This is a genomic window from Paenibacillus sp. SN-8-1, from assembly GCF_050995535.1.
Lineage (GTDB): Bacteria > Bacillota > Bacilli > Paenibacillales > Paenibacillaceae > Fontibacillus.
Genome location: NZ_CP194782.1, coordinates 4,412,762 through 4,428,373, shown reverse-complemented (window position 1 = coordinate 4,428,373; position 15,612 = coordinate 4,412,762). Strand labels below are relative to the sequence as shown.

General features: G+C 46.3%; 16 protein-coding genes and 1 pseudogene. 9 read left to right on the top strand and 8 right to left on the bottom strand.

The features are described from left to right. Nucleotides 1-18 precede the first annotated feature (18 nt). From ACRRNK_RS21705 to ACRRNK_RS21690, 4 genes are read right to left on the bottom strand one after another with little or no spacing between them, the layout of a single operon-like run. Complete coding sequence (locus ACRRNK_RS21705; RefSeq protein ID WP_433944666.1) at nucleotides 19-831, bottom strand: ABC transporter ATP-binding protein; 813 nt, start codon at nucleotides 829-831, stop codon at nucleotides 19-21. After that, nucleotides 831-1,862, bottom strand: coding sequence for a FecCD family ABC transporter permease (locus tag ACRRNK_RS21700; RefSeq protein ID WP_433944665.1), 1,032 nt, complete (start codon nucleotides 1,860-1,862; stop codon nucleotides 831-833). The genes ACRRNK_RS21705 and ACRRNK_RS21700 overlap by 1 nt, the downstream gene beginning before the upstream one ends. Then, nucleotides 1,859-2,899: a FecCD family ABC transporter permease gene (locus tag ACRRNK_RS21695; RefSeq protein WP_433944664.1), complete on the bottom strand. Its 1,041-nt coding sequence runs from the start codon at nucleotides 2,897-2,899 to the stop codon at nucleotides 1,859-1,861. Before ACRRNK_RS21695 ends, ACRRNK_RS21700 begins: the two co-directional genes overlap by 4 nt. Beyond that, a complete protein-coding gene (locus ACRRNK_RS21690) occupies nucleotides 2,896-3,966 on the bottom strand; it encodes an iron-siderophore ABC transporter substrate-binding protein (RefSeq protein WP_433944663.1) in 1,071 nt (356 codons plus the stop codon). The genes ACRRNK_RS21695 and ACRRNK_RS21690 overlap by 4 nt, the downstream gene beginning before the upstream one ends. A 228-nt stretch (nucleotides 3,967-4,194) precedes the next feature. Here ACRRNK_RS21690 and ACRRNK_RS21685 point away from each other — a divergent pair, with 228 nt between their 5' ends. After that, the gene (locus ACRRNK_RS21685) at nucleotides 4,195-5,397 is read left to right on the top strand and encodes a macrolide family glycosyltransferase (protein ID WP_433944662.1); all 1,203 of its coding nucleotides are present in this window, start codon (nucleotides 4,195-4,197) and stop codon (nucleotides 5,395-5,397) included. Between the two features lie 46 nt (nucleotides 5,398-5,443). Here the strand turns inward: ACRRNK_RS21685 and ACRRNK_RS21680 are convergent, their stop codons facing one another. Both ACRRNK_RS21680 and ACRRNK_RS21675 read right to left on the bottom strand, forming a co-directional pair. Next, the gene (locus tag ACRRNK_RS21680) at nucleotides 5,444-5,641 is read right to left on the bottom strand and encodes a hypothetical protein (protein WP_433944661.1); all 198 of its coding nucleotides are present in this window, start codon (nucleotides 5,639-5,641) and stop codon (nucleotides 5,444-5,446) included. 77 nt (nucleotides 5,642-5,718) lie between these two features. Further along, nucleotides 5,719-6,027 (bottom strand): hypothetical protein, encoded by a 309-nt coding sequence (locus tag ACRRNK_RS21675; protein WP_433944660.1) that lies wholly within the window; start codon nucleotides 6,025-6,027, stop codon nucleotides 5,719-5,721. 469 nt (nucleotides 6,028-6,496) lie between these two features. Here ACRRNK_RS21675 and ACRRNK_RS21670 point away from each other — a divergent pair, with 469 nt between their 5' ends. Beyond that, entirely contained in the window at nucleotides 6,497-7,273 is a 777-nt protein-coding gene (locus tag ACRRNK_RS21670) for an HNH endonuclease signature motif containing protein (RefSeq protein ID WP_433944659.1), read from the top strand. Between the two features lie 17 nt (nucleotides 7,274-7,290). Next, nucleotides 7,291-7,854, top strand: coding sequence for an SMI1/KNR4 family protein (locus ACRRNK_RS21665; RefSeq protein ID WP_433944658.1), 564 nt, complete (start codon nucleotides 7,291-7,293; stop codon nucleotides 7,852-7,854). 97 nt (nucleotides 7,855-7,951) lie between these two features. Here the strand turns inward: ACRRNK_RS21665 and ACRRNK_RS21660 are convergent. Continuing rightward, nucleotides 7,952-8,095: pseudogene (locus ACRRNK_RS21660) on the bottom strand (IS3 family transposase); the annotation flags it as partial. A 106-nt stretch (nucleotides 8,096-8,201) separates the two neighbouring features. Here ACRRNK_RS21660 and ACRRNK_RS21655 point away from each other — a divergent pair. The 6 genes from ACRRNK_RS21655 to ACRRNK_RS21630 all read left to right on the top strand — a co-directional run bounded on the left by ACRRNK_RS21655 (nucleotide 8,202) and on the right by ACRRNK_RS21630 (nucleotide 13,856). After that, nucleotides 8,202-8,501: a hypothetical protein gene (locus ACRRNK_RS21655; RefSeq protein WP_433944657.1), complete on the top strand. Its 300-nt coding sequence runs from the start codon at nucleotides 8,202-8,204 to the stop codon at nucleotides 8,499-8,501. Between the two features lie 422 nt (nucleotides 8,502-8,923). Continuing rightward, on the top strand, nucleotides 8,924-9,370 hold the full coding sequence (locus tag ACRRNK_RS21650) for an SRPBCC family protein (protein WP_433944656.1): 447 nt from the start codon (nucleotides 8,924-8,926) through the stop codon (nucleotides 9,368-9,370). 132 nt (nucleotides 9,371-9,502) lie between these two features. Continuing rightward, a complete protein-coding gene (locus ACRRNK_RS21645) occupies nucleotides 9,503-9,988 on the top strand; it encodes an SRPBCC family protein (protein WP_433944655.1) in 486 nt (161 codons plus the stop codon). Between the two features lie 99 nt (nucleotides 9,989-10,087). Then, nucleotides 10,088-11,473: an MATE family efflux transporter gene (locus tag ACRRNK_RS21640; protein WP_433944654.1), complete on the top strand. Its 1,386-nt coding sequence runs from the start codon at nucleotides 10,088-10,090 to the stop codon at nucleotides 11,471-11,473. 126 nt (nucleotides 11,474-11,599) lie between these two features. Beyond that, nucleotides 11,600-12,832 (top strand): Fic family protein, encoded by a 1,233-nt coding sequence (locus ACRRNK_RS21635; protein WP_433944653.1) that lies wholly within the window; start codon nucleotides 11,600-11,602, stop codon nucleotides 12,830-12,832. 208 nt (nucleotides 12,833-13,040) lie between these two features. Continuing rightward, nucleotides 13,041-13,856 (top strand): TetR/AcrR family transcriptional regulator, encoded by an 816-nt coding sequence (locus tag ACRRNK_RS21630; protein WP_433944652.1) that lies wholly within the window; start codon nucleotides 13,041-13,043, stop codon nucleotides 13,854-13,856. A gap of 78 nt (nucleotides 13,857-13,934) precedes the next feature. Here the strand turns inward: ACRRNK_RS21630 and ACRRNK_RS21625 are convergent, their stop codons facing one another. Further along, complete coding sequence (locus ACRRNK_RS21625) at nucleotides 13,935-15,485, bottom strand: MFS transporter (protein WP_433944651.1); 1,551 nt, start codon at nucleotides 15,483-15,485, stop codon at nucleotides 13,935-13,937. Nucleotides 15,486-15,612: the final 127 nt, after the last annotated feature.

Below are 15,612 nucleotides of genomic sequence, written 5' to 3'. Positions count from 1 at the left end.
CCTGATCGGCATGCAGCGTTAGGGGTTAAGACCACTAACGTGATGTCGTCCTTTGGGCAATACCAACGGAGAGCCCGAGATGGGATCCTCGATCACTGTACAGTCAAGCCCGAAGATGTCTTTAACCAATGTGCTTGTAATCACCTTGGTCGGCTCACCCTCAGCTACCAGTGTTCCTTGATACATGGCAAAGATATGGTCTGCATAGCGCGCGGACAAGTTGATATCGTGAAGCACCATGACAATCGTAGTTCCATATTTGCGGTTAAGGTCTGTGAGCAGGTCAAGAATTTCGATTTGATAGGTGATATCCAGAAAGGTTGTAGGCTCATCCAGAAATAAAATGTCTGTCTGCTGCGCCAGCGCCATGGCAATCCATACGCGCTGTCTTTGACCGCCGGAGAGCTCATCAATATGATGATTGGCAAGCTCCGTAATATCCATAATTCTCATCGCTTCTGCAACAGCTTCAGTATCCTTTTTGGTCCATCCGCTGTGCCAGGATTGGTGCGGGAACCTTCCCCGCCCAACCAAATCGGCAACGGAGATTCCTTCCGGTACGACGGGGGATTGCGGCAACAGTCCTAAGATTCGTGCTAATTGTTTTGGCGGAATTTTGCCGATGGGCCTATCGTCCAGCGTGATTGTGCCGGATGCGGGCTTGATCAGTCTGGCCAGGGTTTTGAGAAGCGTAGACTTTCCGCAGCCGTTGGCTCCGATAATCACGCTAATTTTGTTACTAGGTATAACCAGGCTTACTCCTTTAATGACCGTTTTATGATCATAGCCCGAGGTGACTTGTTCGGCTTGAAAAAGATGAGTCGGTTTCATTATAGTTCTCCCCTACGATTCATTCGGATGAGCAAGAAGATCAGATACGGCGCTCCGAGCAGCCCAGTTATGATGCCTACCGGGAATCTGTACTCAAAGGCAAACTGGCCAATCAGATCTGATGCCAGAACCAAATTAACACCAACCAGACCCGCTGGAATGACGCCCGAGAAGCTGGTTCCTGCTAGTCTTTTTGCGATCGGCCCTGAAAGGAAGGAGACAAAGGCAATGGGCCCGGTGATCGCGGTAGCCATAGCAATCATGCAGACAGAACTTAAGATTAACGCAATCCTTGTTTTGTTCGTGTCCACACCGAGAGATGAAGCCGATTGTTCTCCAAGCTCCAATATACTTAGATGTTGTCCCAGCACGATAACGATAGGCGCCAGGACAATAACGGTGATAACCAGGGGCGGGAGTTCTTGCATCCCGGAGCCATTGAGGCTCCCGGTGAGCCATCGGAGTGCTGCGGGAATATCCTGCTGTGCGCTAACCAGCAGAAGATAGGAAATTACCGCGTCAAGCATGGCTTGTATGCCAATTCCAATCAGGATTAACCGCCCGACCGAGAAGGTCTTTCCTTTGGACAATATATAAATTAGCAGCACTGTAGCCAGGCCGGCAATCACAGATGCGACGGATACCACAGCTCCACTGGCATGAAGAATGATGATGCAAAAAACAGCTGCCGCGCTAGACCCGGAGGTAATCCCGATTACATTCGGGTTCGCAAGGGGGTTGCGCAGCATGGTCTGGAAAGTGTAGCCGGCAAGGCCGAAGGCAAATCCGGCAAAAAGACCTGCCAGCATTCTCGGCAGACGTATCGTATTCACTGCAAAGGACACACCTTTGAGGTGCTCTCCCGTAAGGGCACGGATTACATCACTAACCGGGTAAATGGTGCTCCCGAGTAGAAGCATCGCGCAGCAAAGCAGACATGCAAGTGCCGCAAGGAGGCTGGTAACTAGTATCCAGCGGCGGCGTCTTTGGCGACGGCCCGCCATAATAAATTCAATAGATTGATTGTTCATAATGATCGCACTTTCGATTTCATAGCTAGAATGATGAGAATTGGAGCTCCAATAAACGCGGTAACTACGCCGACTTCAAGCTCTCCAGGGCTGCCGAGGAGCCTGCCGAATATATCAGATATCGTCAAAATGATGGCCCCTGAAATTGCGGACATGGGGATAACAAATCGCAAGTCAGGACCAAGAATAAGGCGTATGACATGCGTGGACAGGAGACCAACAAAGCCAATAGGGCCCGCTAGCGCAGTAGCCGCGCCGCACAGTAGAACACCCGCAAGAGCCGCTACCAATCTAAGGGTTCCCGTTCGAACGCCCTGTCCGGTCGCAACCTCGTCTCCAAGCGCCAGTGCATTCAATGCCGGGGCAGTTATGATAGCGATTAAGACCCCGATGATCAGAAAAGGGACAAATATAGCAATTGCACTCCAAGAAGCCGAACCGACGCTTCCGACTTGCCAGAACCTGAACTGGTCCATGACATAAGAGCGTGGAATCATGATGGCGGTGACCAGAGAGGACAGGGCGGCAGTTGTGGCCGCTCCTGCCAGCACAAGCTTGATGGGCGTGGCGCCACCACGCCCCACCGAGCCGATTCCAAACACGAATACAGCCGTAATCGCAGCTCCGGCCAAAGCCAGCCATATGTATTCGTTAGCGGTGCTTATATTGAGGAATGCAATTCCGCACACAACAAACAAGGACGCGCCTGTGTTAACTCCCAGTATACTCGGGTCTGCAATGGGGTTGCGGGTGACCGACTGCATGAGTGCGCCGGATACTCCGAGTGCCCCACCGCACATCAAGCTAAACACAGTCCGGGAGATCCGCTTGCGGACTACGTTTACCCCGTAGGAATCCACATCTTGACGAAATAAACCGTCGAGCAGTTCATGAATCCCTACCAGCCGAGAGCCTAAGACCAGCGAGGCTACCACACATAGTCCCAGCAGAACTAAGCAAATCACTATTACGCGTGTGAAATTTCTCGGAATGTGTGGGCGCAGCTCCCTTTTTCCTGACACTGAATTGCTGCTCATTTGATCTTGTTAATAGCACCTTCGATTAATTTGAGGTACTCATCAATGGTATAAGCGATTGCGAGAGGATTCGGGTTCCCAGCTGCCGCTAGGGGCGTTCCGTCACCGATGAATACAACAGATCCCCGCTGGATTGCTGGAATTTTACCAAGCAGAGGATCAGCCTTCACCGCTTGATATAGGTCTTCGCCGCCATACCCGATCAAGATATCGGCATCGTTAAGGATGTCCGCGTTCTCAGCACTCAGATTCATGGAATAGCTGGTAGGATCCTTAATCTCCTTTGTCACACTTTCCGGGTAGACCATGCCAAGCTCTTGCAGGAAAGAGCCGCGGGGATCTGCAGGTGTATAAATATGTAGTTTGGACATATCTTTAGCCGAGAAGTTGACCCAGACCACCTTTTTGCCTTTAATCTGAGGGTAGGCACTTACCTTATCCTGAATTAACTTCTCGGTATCCTTAATGAGCTGTTCACCTTCTGCCTTCATGCCTATTCCTGTTGCATTCAACAGGACTTGCTCGCGCCACGTGGTTAACCATGGAGTGGTCGGATAGGCCACAACCGGAGCGATTTTACTAAGAGTATCATAGTCTTCCTGGGTTATACCGGAGTAAGCCGCTAGAATGACATCCGGGTTGGCGTCCGAAATCGCCTCGAAATCAAGGCCGTCCATATCCTGGAAAATGTTCGGTTTGTCCGCGCCCAGTTTCTTGAGCTTCTTGGCTGTCCAAGGTAAAAGTCCACTGCCATCCTGAACGCCGTAATTTGCAGCAGAGAAGCCTACAGGTACAACTCCGAGCGCGAGAGCGACATCATGATTCGCCCATTGAATGGTGACTACCCGCTTTGGTTTGCTCTCAATTACCGTTTCACCAAAAGCATGCTTGATCTTGATTGGATATTCCGCATTTGCAGTAGGAGTTTCAGTACTTGCTGAAGTTCCCTCAGCGGGAGTTGATGCAGGTGTTGAACCAGATTTTTGACTTGAGCAACCAGCTAGTGCCAGTATCAATACAATAGAGATTAGTAGTGTGTTAAATGAGGACCTTCTTTTGGTATTCATGTGTGCACCCTTTCTTATATTGAGAGTATTTTTGATCTCATTACTTGATAATGATTATCATTGTCACTTAATATATAGTTAACTTTGACGGATTGTCAATGAAAATTTTGGGTTATGGTCATAATGGAATTTATCCAGCTGATTTCTTTAGTTCATTTCATATATCGGGTAGAATAGCAGAGAGATATAGTGATTAGAGTCAAATAGCATCGCTAAGGAGGGCTAGAAATGGCGCGTGTTCTATTTATTAATGGCGGATCAGAGGGACATATTAATCCTACTATTGGGGTAGTGCAGGGGTTAATTGCGCGTGGGGAAGAGGTCGTGTACTTCTGCATCGAAGCTTATCGGGAGCGGATTGAGAAGACGGGAGCCACCGTTAGAACCTTTGACGATCAAAGATTCATTAAAGCCTTTATCTCAGGAGGAAGGAATTATCTGCTCGAAAGGGTTAATGGCCTGCTGCTTACGGCTGATGTTGTCATACCGAGCGTGCTTGAACAGATCAAGGATGAGCATTTTGATTACATCATTCATGATTCCATGTTTGGCTGCGGGCGTCTAATTGCCCAGATCCTTAAGCTTCCTGCAATCAACTCTTGTACTTCCTTTGCGCATACAACTGTATCCTTCGAAAGATTGCTCGATCGATCTTTTATAGAGGCCCCTGAAGAAATAGTTAAAACTATAAATAATAAATTTCAAAGCCTGACAGCTATGGTGGAGGACAAATACGGCGTACAGATTCATTCCCCATACGAGGTGTTCTGCAATCCGGCACCGCTTACTCTCGTGTATACAACAAGGGAGTTCCAACCCCATGGAGAAGTGTTCGACCAAACGTATAAATTTGTGGGCCCATCCATCTCTACGCGATTCACTGAAGATCACTTCGACCTTACCGCAATCAAGGGGAAGAACCCGATTTATATTTCACTGGGCACAGTCCTCAACCAAGCTATTGATTTCTATAAGCTGTGTTTTGAGGCATTGGGGAATACGGAACATACGGTGGTCATGTCTATTGGAGATAAGGTACAGATTTCTGATTTAGGGGAGATTCCTGATAACTTCATCGTCAAAAGTTATGTTCCGCAGACGGAAGTACTGCAATACGCCAATTTATTTATTACACATGGTGGAATGAACAGTGCTCATGAGGGCCTCTATTATGGGGTTCCGCTCATTGTAATCCCGCTAAGCGCGGATCAGCCGATCATTGCCAGGCAAGTCGCTAGTATCGGAGCAGGCACCCAACTGCAAATGCCAAGCTTGACCGCAAATGAGCTGCGCGAAGCCGTAGATCATGTGTTAAGCCTCCCTTCTTACAAGAAGGCCGCTGCAAGTATGAGAGAATCCTTTCAAAAATCAGGCGGGTATCAGCAGGCTGCCGATGAGATTCTTGAATTTACTAGTCCATATCATATTTAAAAGCGAGAGGCCATCCTGTAGAGGATGGCCTAAAACTTGTCTTGCCCTATTCCTTATCCAACATGCCATATTGACCTGCGATATCTAGAGCGGTCTGCTTCACCTTTGCGGCAACATAAGCAGGCTCAAGCACAATGACATCGGTTAGATGATGGAGTACAGTACGGATCAGCCAACGCTCGCTTGAGTAGGTCGTTACGCACAATAAGCTGTCCATCCGGCAAGCGTTCAATATCCTTTTCATGAAAATGGTCCATCACGGACACAGCAACCCTCTGCATCATTATTGAACTAAGTTCCGTGTTGGCGCAGGAAACGAACTTAAAATGATGGGGACTGCCTGCCATCAATAGCAGGATCCAAAATTGTAAATATCATTCCGAGTATACCCACACCCATATAGGTATCGTATTCAGTCATAAAATCAGTCTGTTGTCTTACAATTGATAGTTCATGTATTGAGAAAAATAGATAATTTTTGCTTTGAAAATTAACAGGCTGTAAAGGAGTTCCTCTTTGATAATTACTGACTTCCTTCTTTAGCACCCACTTTTCGAAATCGGACCTATCAGGATTTGTCCACAGCAGAGTAAGTAATATCGCACCTACCAAAAGAATCAACAATCTCACCTCGAACCCCTCCCATATACAGCAAGTACATTTTAGTCTATGATGTGCACAAAAATAGATGACTTGTTTTGTCTTCTATTTAGGGAGGGAGTCTTCTCAACTAATCTAACCTTCAGCTTAATAAGCACATTTATATTAGAGATCATTTTAACATGAATGAAAGCAAGTTATTTGAACTTCAAGTGAACACAACCTGACCTTCATGTGAACCTAAGTTGAACACCATATGACGGTTTTTCCATGATAAATTGGTAACGTAGAAATAGCGGGAATGACACGCACGGCTGCAAATGCGGCATATAACCGGGGCGTAACTCTTCCCGTCTTTTCTATATGTTCTTATAGGAATAAGGAACCAGACTTTAGGTGAATCTTATATTTTAGATAATTTAAAAGTCGCATTTATTTCTATTTTATTGATATAAATGTATAAATATAGTAGTTTAATGCAGGGAATCTGTATTTTGATGTGATGGAACAACAACAACTCCCTACTCAAAGTTTTGATGTTCCTTACTTAAAACTAGATTTTGACGAAGAAGGAAAAGTTGGGAGTTTCCAAGCTTTAGATCCAAAGGAATTAGAGGACCAAAAAGAATCACTTGGAACAAAGGGGACTGGTACCCTACTCATTCAGCCACTAGTCACGTCAGATATTGGTTCGAAGTCAGTCAAAGTAGGATATAAAGTTGTCATGGCACAAGGTGTACCTGCTATTTCAATGACTATTGGCTATGAATTGAAACGAGGCGTGACGAGAAATAGTACTAAATCTAAGGCAGGGGTTGCATTTGACTCTAAAATTTTGCCAGTGGTTGGAAGTACTGCGACTAAGAATATAAGTATAAGTAAGACTGGTTATTATGAGGTTGAATTTACTATAAGTGTTCTTTTTCCTGGTGATACCTCAAAAGCTTATCACTCAACCTCATCCACTATTCTGTTGAATAGAATGGCGAGACCTTATCCAGCAAATTATACCGATCCTCATTCTGGTAAGTCAGTTGGAGAACCAAGGGCAGATTGGGTTAAAACCGTGAAACCAGTTGAGTGGAATGATAAAACGAGAAAAGCGTTTAGAGATTGGTACCAGAAAACTTATAACCTCCCAAATTTCAATTGGACTAATATAGATATTCATCATATACAACCTAGAGAATATGGTGGGACTAATGCAAACTCAAATCTTATACCACTGCCGAATCAGATTCACACAGCATTTACTTCATGGTTTAAGGGATACTAAAGGGGAAACTCAATTTAATGGACAATGAAATTAAGTTAATATTAGATGGATTGGCGCGGCGTAGAGAATCAAGCGGAGGCGTCCTCGAAATTCAAGGTAGTGATGGGGTAGTAAACTCAGCCAACTTTGAACTCTCACCTCCAGCTACTCTTCAAGACATTAGAATGTTAGAAAGTCAATATCAAATAAAATTACCTCGAGAGTATAAGTCTTTTTTAACTATTCATAATGGAGCAAAATTATTTGATATTGGCTACGGTGAGTTTACTAAAATTTTTAGTATCGAAGAGGTAGATGAAATTGCAGCAACAATGATGCCCGAAATTGTTCCGCAATTCTTACCAATTGCTCGCAATCCATCAAGTCTAATATATATAGACTTATCCAGAAAAACTAAATACATGTTCACGGAATCAATTTCTGAGTTCAACTTCCTATCTATGAGTTTTACAGAGTGGATTAATGCTCTAATAATGGCAAATGGCTGCAGCTTCTGGGATTGGACCCCATTAATGGTTTATAGAACGATTGATGAACCTGAATTGAAGGTCAAAGATTGGCTGCTAGCTGGGTTCGAATGATTTATAATAAAGGAAGAAAGGTTGCTCATGGAGTGACCCCTGTCATGTAGACAGCTATATGAAGCCTGAGTCCTGTATTCATAAGGACTCAGGCTGTTTAGTTTCGCTTGAGGCGTTCATGGTTGTAGAAACGGATATATTTTTGAACGGCATGCTCCACTTGCTCTGCAGAACGGAAGTAATGGAGATAGAAACACTCGGTTTTAAAATGAATGAAGAAATTCTCCATACATGCGTTTTCCCAGCAGTTTCCCTTAAGTTGAAATTCATTGAATGGTTAGTAAAAATCACTTGTGGCCGATCAGACATGTAGATGGGGAAGACTGGTCGGTTCGCCGGCTTACAACATGGAAGTTCGCCGTGCTTACGAGCTGACCTATGAAGAAGATGGTACAGCAAAGTCTACCTTTAATGAGATTGATGTCATGATCGTTAAAGCGACAGAGCATGATTTTGATTGGAACAACCTGAAGCTTCTGAAGGCTTTCAGCTGTGTGGAGAATTTTGAACTGCCGCCGCGTCTGATGTCCAATCCAGATGATTATGCAGTCTTGAGTAAGGCAGTTCGTAATTTCCAACAAACAAAGGATGCACTGCTTAAAGAAGCAAAAAACTCATCAATCAAGACGGAAAAGCAAGCTGGGTAGCCTCTTGGTGGATCAACCAGAAGAGGCTACCTGCCGAAGTCTTGCCTTATGAAGTACATAAGCAGCGGCAATATTTCTTTTGCCTTGCTGCGAGTATGATCGCTGATGAGGAAGCTTAGATCATTTTTTAGAGTTAAGCGCGCCCGTCTTTCGTCTGGAACTTTACTCTAATAGTTTTGTAGACCTAATTAAAATATTTAGCTTGAAGCTGACGTAACGTCATCTTTTATACTTAAGCTGCCGGTATACAGTTAGCGCTAACGAGGGAGCCGGAACACCGCATCGCCTATAGCTGCTCCTTGGACTAGGATGAGACCCGCATCTCTGTATCGCTCACAACGTTCCGGGGTCCATCCCGATCCAGAACGGCACGAAAGGGATGCTTGATACACTAGGTAAAACACTCTAAGGGAGGTATCACCATGGCTGCTATCATAGGTAACAATGAACTTATTTCTTCGCGTGTGTTCGACTTTCCACGTGAGAGGGTCTTCGAAACTTGGACGAATCCCGACCAGCTGGAACGCTGGTGGGGGCCGAATGGCTTCAGCAATACATTTCACGAGTTCGATTTGAGGCCTGGCGGCACATGGCGGCTTACCATGCACGGGCCTGATGGGAATGACTATCCGAACCATAATGTCTTTGAGGAGATCGTACCGCTGGAGCGCATCGTGCTCAGGCATTTGTCCGGTCATGAGTTTCAGATCACGGCTACCTTCGAGGAGCTGGATAACCGGACACGAGTTACTTTTCGCCAACTTTTTATGGATCCCGCTGATTTCGAGCAATCCAAGAAAATGTGTGCCGAAGCCAATGAGCAGAATCTTGATCGGATAAACGCCTTGCTGGCTGGAAGTCCGCAGTAGCTGGAATAAGACGCGGAATAGAGGCTTTATCTATTTGTGCAGCAATATAGTCAGTTGCAGGAGGACTACTTATACCTCTTTCACAAGGGGTATAATAGTCCTTAATTCTAATCAGTTAGAGGGAGGAGAAAAATGTTAGCGGTGATAAGGAAGACTCAGGATACATATGTAGCATGTTTTGAGCGTCACCTTAAGCATTCTGTTGAAGATACCTGGGCCATGCTTACGGAAAATGACAAGCTGCGGCAATGGTTCTCTGAATTGGAGGTAGACGATCTCCGTGAAGGAGGGGGAATCAAGTTTAACATGCCAGATGGTACATTCAAGGAACTTAAAATTATCGAGTTCAAGCTGCATTCCGTACTGGAATATACGTGGGGAGGAGAAGACCGAGTTCGGTTTGAACTGTATCCTGAAGCGAGTGGGTGCCGGTTGAGCTTGATTGAGAAGATGAATACGATTACAGATCACACACCTAAAGATCTTACGGGCTGGCATGTATGTCTGGATGTCATCCAAGCGTTGCTGGAGAATCGGACAGTGGAATCTCGTAAAAAAGAATGGGAAAAACGTTATGCAGAATACTCTCTGCTTATTGAGGGTCTCCCTAACAACTAAGCGGCATCAAAATCATTGCCAGCGGCATAGACGTTTTTGCTCACGGGCGCTACACTAGGGGAAGCGACAGCTAATAGGCATAATAGGAGCATACACAACGTGACCATATCAGATCGTATTCCATCGTGGAAAAAACTTAGTCTTTTTGCCGTTACTTGGCCAATCTTCATCGATTCCGTGCTTCGCATGATGCTGGGTACGGTTGACGTATTTATGTTAAGCCGCATATCCGACAAGGCGACAGGGGCGGTAGGGTTAGCCAACGAAATTATTTTCTTCTGTATTCTGATGTTCGGTTTTGTTGGAATCGGTACGAGCGTTGCGGTCTCCCAATACATTGGTGCCGGACGGGAGAAGGAAGCCAGCCGAATCTCCGCACTGGCTATTACGATCAACCTGATCTTCGGGATCCTTGTGAGCATTGCGCTCGTTAATTTCGGAGAACCACTCCTGCGGCTGATGAAGCTCAGTCCCGAACAGGTCGGCATGGCCAGCCATTATTTAAAGATCATCGGTGGATTTATTTGGATCGAAGCGCTCTCCTACGCGGTATCATCTGTTATCCGGTCGAGCGGACACACGAAGAGCGTGATGTACGTGACATTAGGGGTCAATTTGATTCATGTAACAGGGAATTACCTTCTTATCTTCGGTAACTGGGGCTTTCCGGAGTGGGGCATTACAGGAGCGGCCATCTCGACGGTCGTCAGCCGCCTGCTCGGCATCCTTGTTCTGTTCGTTATTCTATATCGCAGAATTCCTGCGCCAATTCGCCGTAAGGATTATGTTACCTGGAATGGCCCGTATGTGAAGCAGATTATGAGTGTTGGCCTGCCTGCTGCGGGGGAGCATCTCTCCTGGCACTCGCAGTATCTTATGGTCATAAGCTTTGTCAATATAATCGGGCCCACGGCGCTGAACACCCATGTCTATGTCATGAATGTATCCAATTACTTCATGGCGTTCGCGATGGCGATCGGGGCGGGGACCGAAATCATCATTGGGCAAATGGTCGGCGCGGGAGAGATGAAGGCGGCATATCGAAGGCTGATGAGAAGCGTGAGGATCAGCTTCGTATTGACGCTCGCTGTCGTCAGTATAGCGGCGATGTTCCGATATGAGATCATCGGTATGTTCACAGTGAACCCCGATATCATTGCCGCCGGAGCCGGTATTTTTCTACTGTCTATCGTACTCGAGCCCGGCCGAACCTTCAATATCGTCATTATCAATTCGCTGCGTGCTGCCGGGGATGCGCGTTTCCCCGTGCTGATGGGCGTGATCTCCATGTGGGGAGTCTCGGTGCCGCTGGCTTACTTCCTGGGCGTTCACCTTGGAATCGGGCTGCTTGGGATATGGATCGCGTTTGCGGTGGATGAATGGCTGCGCGGAATTCTAATGCTGCTTCGCTGGAGAAGCCGGGCATGGGAGAAGAAAGCGCTCGTGAAGCCAGCCGCCGTTCCGGAAAGCGGTATTGGGGCATAGCTTAGAGATATCGCAATCTGCAAGCTGGGCACTCTATGATTAGAGTGCTTTTTAATTTGAAATAAAAAAGTGCCGGTTATATAATTTAAAAAAAGGCAATAATTTAAAATAAAAGGGGTGATATGTGTGAATTATGAGAAATTATCAAAGGTTTTTTATAAAAGGGGAATAGAAGATTATAATAAAGAGATAGAAAAGAGAAAAAATAGTTATGGTAGTTATTTAACGAATTTAACCATAAGAGGATTCAAAAAAGGGCAAATAATAAACGAAGACTACCAGCTATTTTATGTAAATACTCATCAACTAATGTCTCTAAATAACAACGTGTTAATGAATAGTTCAAAGATATCCTCCCTGATAAGTAAGCTCCCCATGTTCGTAATAGAGCCATACTTCCATAAGCTAATTATTAATGAAGCTCAAAGCAATAATGAAATAGAAGGTATACGTAGTACAAAAAAAGAACTAAAAGAAGTTTTAGAGGATGTAATGAAATCTGAAAAGAAACAAAAACGTTTTACAGGGTTAATGAAAACGTATCTGTTTATTGATGAGATTAAACCTTTTACAGAAGTTTCAGACTTCAGAAGGCTTTTTGATGATTTAGTCTCCGATGAAATAGATAAAGATGATGAACCTGATGGTGAACTATTTAGAAAAGGGTACGTAGAAATAACGGATGGACCATACACAACCCATATAGGTGTGCTTTCCGAAGTGAAAATTATTGAATCATTAACCGCACTAGTAAAATTTCTTGATGATGAACATCATTCGGAATTATACCGGTTTATGGTTGCACATTACTATTATGAATATATACATCCTTTCTATGATGGAAATGGAAGAACAGGGCGTTTATTAGTTTGTAGTTATTTATCTAGATATTTAGAGAGGTACTCAGCAATTACTTTTTCTTATGCAGTAAATAAGAACAAAACAAAATATTATAAGGCTCTTGAGGAGATTCCCTCCCCATTAAATAAAGGGGAAACGACCTTTTATTTGATAGACATGCTAGAACTACTGATTTCAGGGCAGGAAGGTATTATTGAAGACTTAGAAATCAATTTATCCAAAATCGAACGAATTCAAGAATCTTTTAAAAGAAGTATCTGGCAAGATAAAGTGGAAGAATCCGATATATTAAGAATAATGACTTATCTAAGTGTATTTGTTAATGAAGAAGCAAACTTTCCTATTAGCGAGTTGATAAGGCTTTCTGGTAAATCGAGATATAAAGTAGATCAAATATTGAGTAAGTTAGAAATGGGGGGATATGTCAAATTAGTCAGTCGCAGACCAAAGGAATATAGAGTTTCTGATGAGTTTTTAGAAAGTATTTTGGTTATCTAATGATTGCCTCCTCAGGGCACTCTATGGTTAGAGTGCTTTTTAATTTGTGGTTCAAACCGCCGCGCTCGAATACCCGGAACAGGGCCGTTTCTTTGTCTAATTGCTCTTATTTGTGATATACTGTTTACTACATAAGCATTTTGTGAGCGGGCTGATCTGCAGATCACCTTCAGAAGCCGGCTTTGAACAACAGGGAGGTTTAGAGCAGATGACGAAGAGAGACATCACACCAGAAGAAGTTGAATTGGGGAAGCTGCTCCCGGCCGGTGCGGCGCTCAGCTGGGGGCTTGTGAAGCCGCCTCAGCGAGGCCCAAAGCGCGAGATGAGTATAGATCAGATTGTTGCGAAGGCTATCGACATCGCGGACAAGCACGGTCTGGAAGCTGTCTCGATGAATAAGGTGGCATCGGAATTCGGGTTTACCGCGATGTCTCTATACCGCTATATTCCGAGTAAAGAGGATTTGCTGCTCCTCATGCAGGATGCGGCGTGTGATATTGAGCTGCCCGCGGAGAGACCCCCTCACGAATGGAGGGAGGGGCTGCGGGATTACGTGATCGGGACGATTAATATTTTTAGCAAGCATCCTTGGTATGGTGACATTCCGATCTCGAGTATACCTATTGGACCTAACAATCTGCGCATCGTGGATTGGGCGCTTCGGCCTTTGCGGGAATTGCCGCTGAATGATTACGAGAAAATGTCTATCGTCCTTCTGCTTAGCGGCTATGCCCGGTCCAGCGGGATGCTGCAGCGGGACATCAACCGGGCAGTTCAGGCCGGTTCCAGCCTGGAGACGTTCAGCGGGCTCCATTACTCTGCCGCGCTTAAGGCATTGGTCAAGCCGGAGCAATACCCGTATCTGCATCCGGTTGTCACGTCCGGGGCGTATACCGGAGAGAATGAAAGTGAGAGTAACGTCGGTGATGATATCGAATTCGGACTTCAGCGGATTCTGGACGGAATTGAGCAGTATCTGGATCGGATACAATCCAGTAGAAAGTCCGGGGGAACCGACAAATAAGGTTATTACGTAATAATAAAAGGCTATTTTTAAAGGTCATAGACCCTTAAAAATAGCCTTTTATTTGATTGCTGTAGTCTAAGCGGCACTGCTGACAGCAGCTTTTTTATTGTCGCGAAGCAATACCACGGTAATTACTGAGGTGATCAGCAGAAGGATGCCGGCTGTGAGGCTCGTAACGTGCATAGCGGTCATGAAGGCTTCCCGGGATGCAGTTATGACCTGGGACGATAATGCGGCGGGCAGCTGCTGCGAAGCGGCGGATGCGCCAGCAATAGTCTGGCCGGCAGCTAAGGCTGCTTCTGGTGAGAGGCCCGCAGGCAGAAGCGGCGATATGTTATTATGGTAGACCGCTGTAAGGACGCAGCCGAGGAGCGCGATGCCGAAGGCGCCTCCAAGTTCGCTGGAGGTTTCAATGAGGCCCCCGACTGCTCCCGCCCGATCCGCTGGGGTCACACCCACAACATAATCAGTGACAAGAGTCATGACCGATACGATTCCCGCGGCGACCAATCCGGCTCCGACAAGCATAACGGTCAGTGGAGAGAAGCCTCCCAGCCGTACCTGGGTCAGGATGATGAATCCAATCGCCGACAATACGAAGCCTCCAGCCATGATGCGCGGCCTTCCGTATAGGATCGACAGCTTGGCGGCAATTGGCGCCGCTGCACCGACGGCAATCGAAGGCAGCGTACTCCACAGGGCGGCAGTGAATGGGGAGTAACCAAGCACCGACTGGAGGAATTGAGTATTGACCAGTGCGCTGGCCATAAGGGCGAACGTTGCAATCAGGTTAATGAAGATCGAACCGCCGGTTCGCCGCTCCATTAGCGCATGGATATCGATTAAAGGGCTAGGGATAGTCAGCTGCCGCCGTACGAATACGATTCCGGCGATCAGACCTGACGCAAGAATGAAGGCAGGAGTCATGGCCCATCCGTCTTCGGCGAGTGTCTTGACGCCGTAAGTAACGGGCAGGATGGCAGCGAGAGCAAGAAGAGAGCTGAGCAAGTCAATCCGGGTGCGAGCCGTGCTGCGGGACTCGGGGAGTAGGAAGGGTGCAATAATAAGCAGCAACGCCATCGCGGGGATGTTAATGAGGAACACAGATCCCCAGGAAAAGTTTTGAATGAGCAGGCCGCCAATAATTGGCCCGACCGTGACGCCGCTGGCCATGACGGCGCTCCATATCGACATCGCTTTGGTTCGCTGATTAGCGTCTTGGAACATCGTGCGAACGAGGGCCAGTGTTGACGGCATGAGGGTTGCACCCGCAATCCCAAGGATGCCGCGGGCCAGGATCAGGGATCCGGCTGTCTGGGAGAAAGCGGCGAACAGCGAGCATAGGGCAAATCCCACAGAGCCCATCATCAACAAGCGCCGGCGTCCGATTCGGTCGCCGATCGCTCCCATTGTCAGCAGCAGACCGGCCAGAATGAATCCATAGATGTCAAATATCCATAACTGCTCAGTAGCGGTCGGACGCAAGTCCGCGGCAATGTCCGGTGCGGCGAAAAAAAGAACGGAGACGTCCATCGACACGACCATTAAGGGAAGACACAGCACACTAAGCGCGATCCATTCCTTGCGGCCTGCGAGCTTAGTTGCAGTAGGGGTTGCTGTAATCATTGAATACCACTCCTTACTGTTTATTGTGTAAACTGTAACTTATGAACACAGTATATACAATAAACAGTATATGGTCAACACATAAATTATTTTAATTTCGCGGCTAGGTACGAATACTCTGGTTGGT

Bases quoted from the DNA above. Each gene is read 5' to 3' on its own strand.
- ACRRNK_RS21705 (WP_433944666.1), bottom strand. From the start codon at position 831: ATGAAACCGACTCATCTTTTTCAAGCCGAACAAGTCACCTCGGGCTAT.
- ACRRNK_RS21700 (WP_433944665.1), bottom strand. From the start codon at position 1,862: ATGAACAATCAATCTATTGAATTTATTATGGCGGGCCGTCGCCAAAGA.
- ACRRNK_RS21695 (WP_433944664.1), bottom strand. From the start codon at position 2,899: ATGAGCAGCAATTCAGTGTCAGGAAAAAGGGAGCTGCGCCCACACATT.
- ACRRNK_RS21690 (WP_433944663.1), bottom strand. From the start codon at position 3,966: ATGAATACCAAAAGAAGGTCCTCATTTAACACACTACTAATCTCTATT.
- ACRRNK_RS21685 (WP_433944662.1), top strand. From the start codon at position 4,195: ATGGCGCGTGTTCTATTTATTAATGGCGGATCAGAGGGACATATTAAT.
- ACRRNK_RS21680 (WP_433944661.1), bottom strand. From the start codon at position 5,641: ATGAAAAGGATATTGAACGCTTGCCGGATGGACAGCTTATTGTGCGTA.
- ACRRNK_RS21665 (WP_433944658.1), top strand. From the start codon at position 7,291: ATGGACAATGAAATTAAGTTAATATTAGATGGATTGGCGCGGCGTAGA.
- ACRRNK_RS21655 (WP_433944657.1), top strand. From the start codon at position 8,202: ATGGAAGTTCGCCGTGCTTACGAGCTGACCTATGAAGAAGATGGTACA.
- ACRRNK_RS21650 (WP_433944656.1), top strand. From the start codon at position 8,924: ATGGCTGCTATCATAGGTAACAATGAACTTATTTCTTCGCGTGTGTTC.
- ACRRNK_RS21645 (WP_433944655.1), top strand. From the start codon at position 9,503: ATGTTAGCGGTGATAAGGAAGACTCAGGATACATATGTAGCATGTTTT.
- ACRRNK_RS21630 (WP_433944652.1), top strand. From the start codon at position 13,041: ATGACGAAGAGAGACATCACACCAGAAGAAGTTGAATTGGGGAAGCTG.
- ACRRNK_RS21625 (WP_433944651.1), bottom strand. From the start codon at position 15,485: ATGATTACAGCAACCCCTACTGCAACTAAGCTCGCAGGCCGCAAGGAA.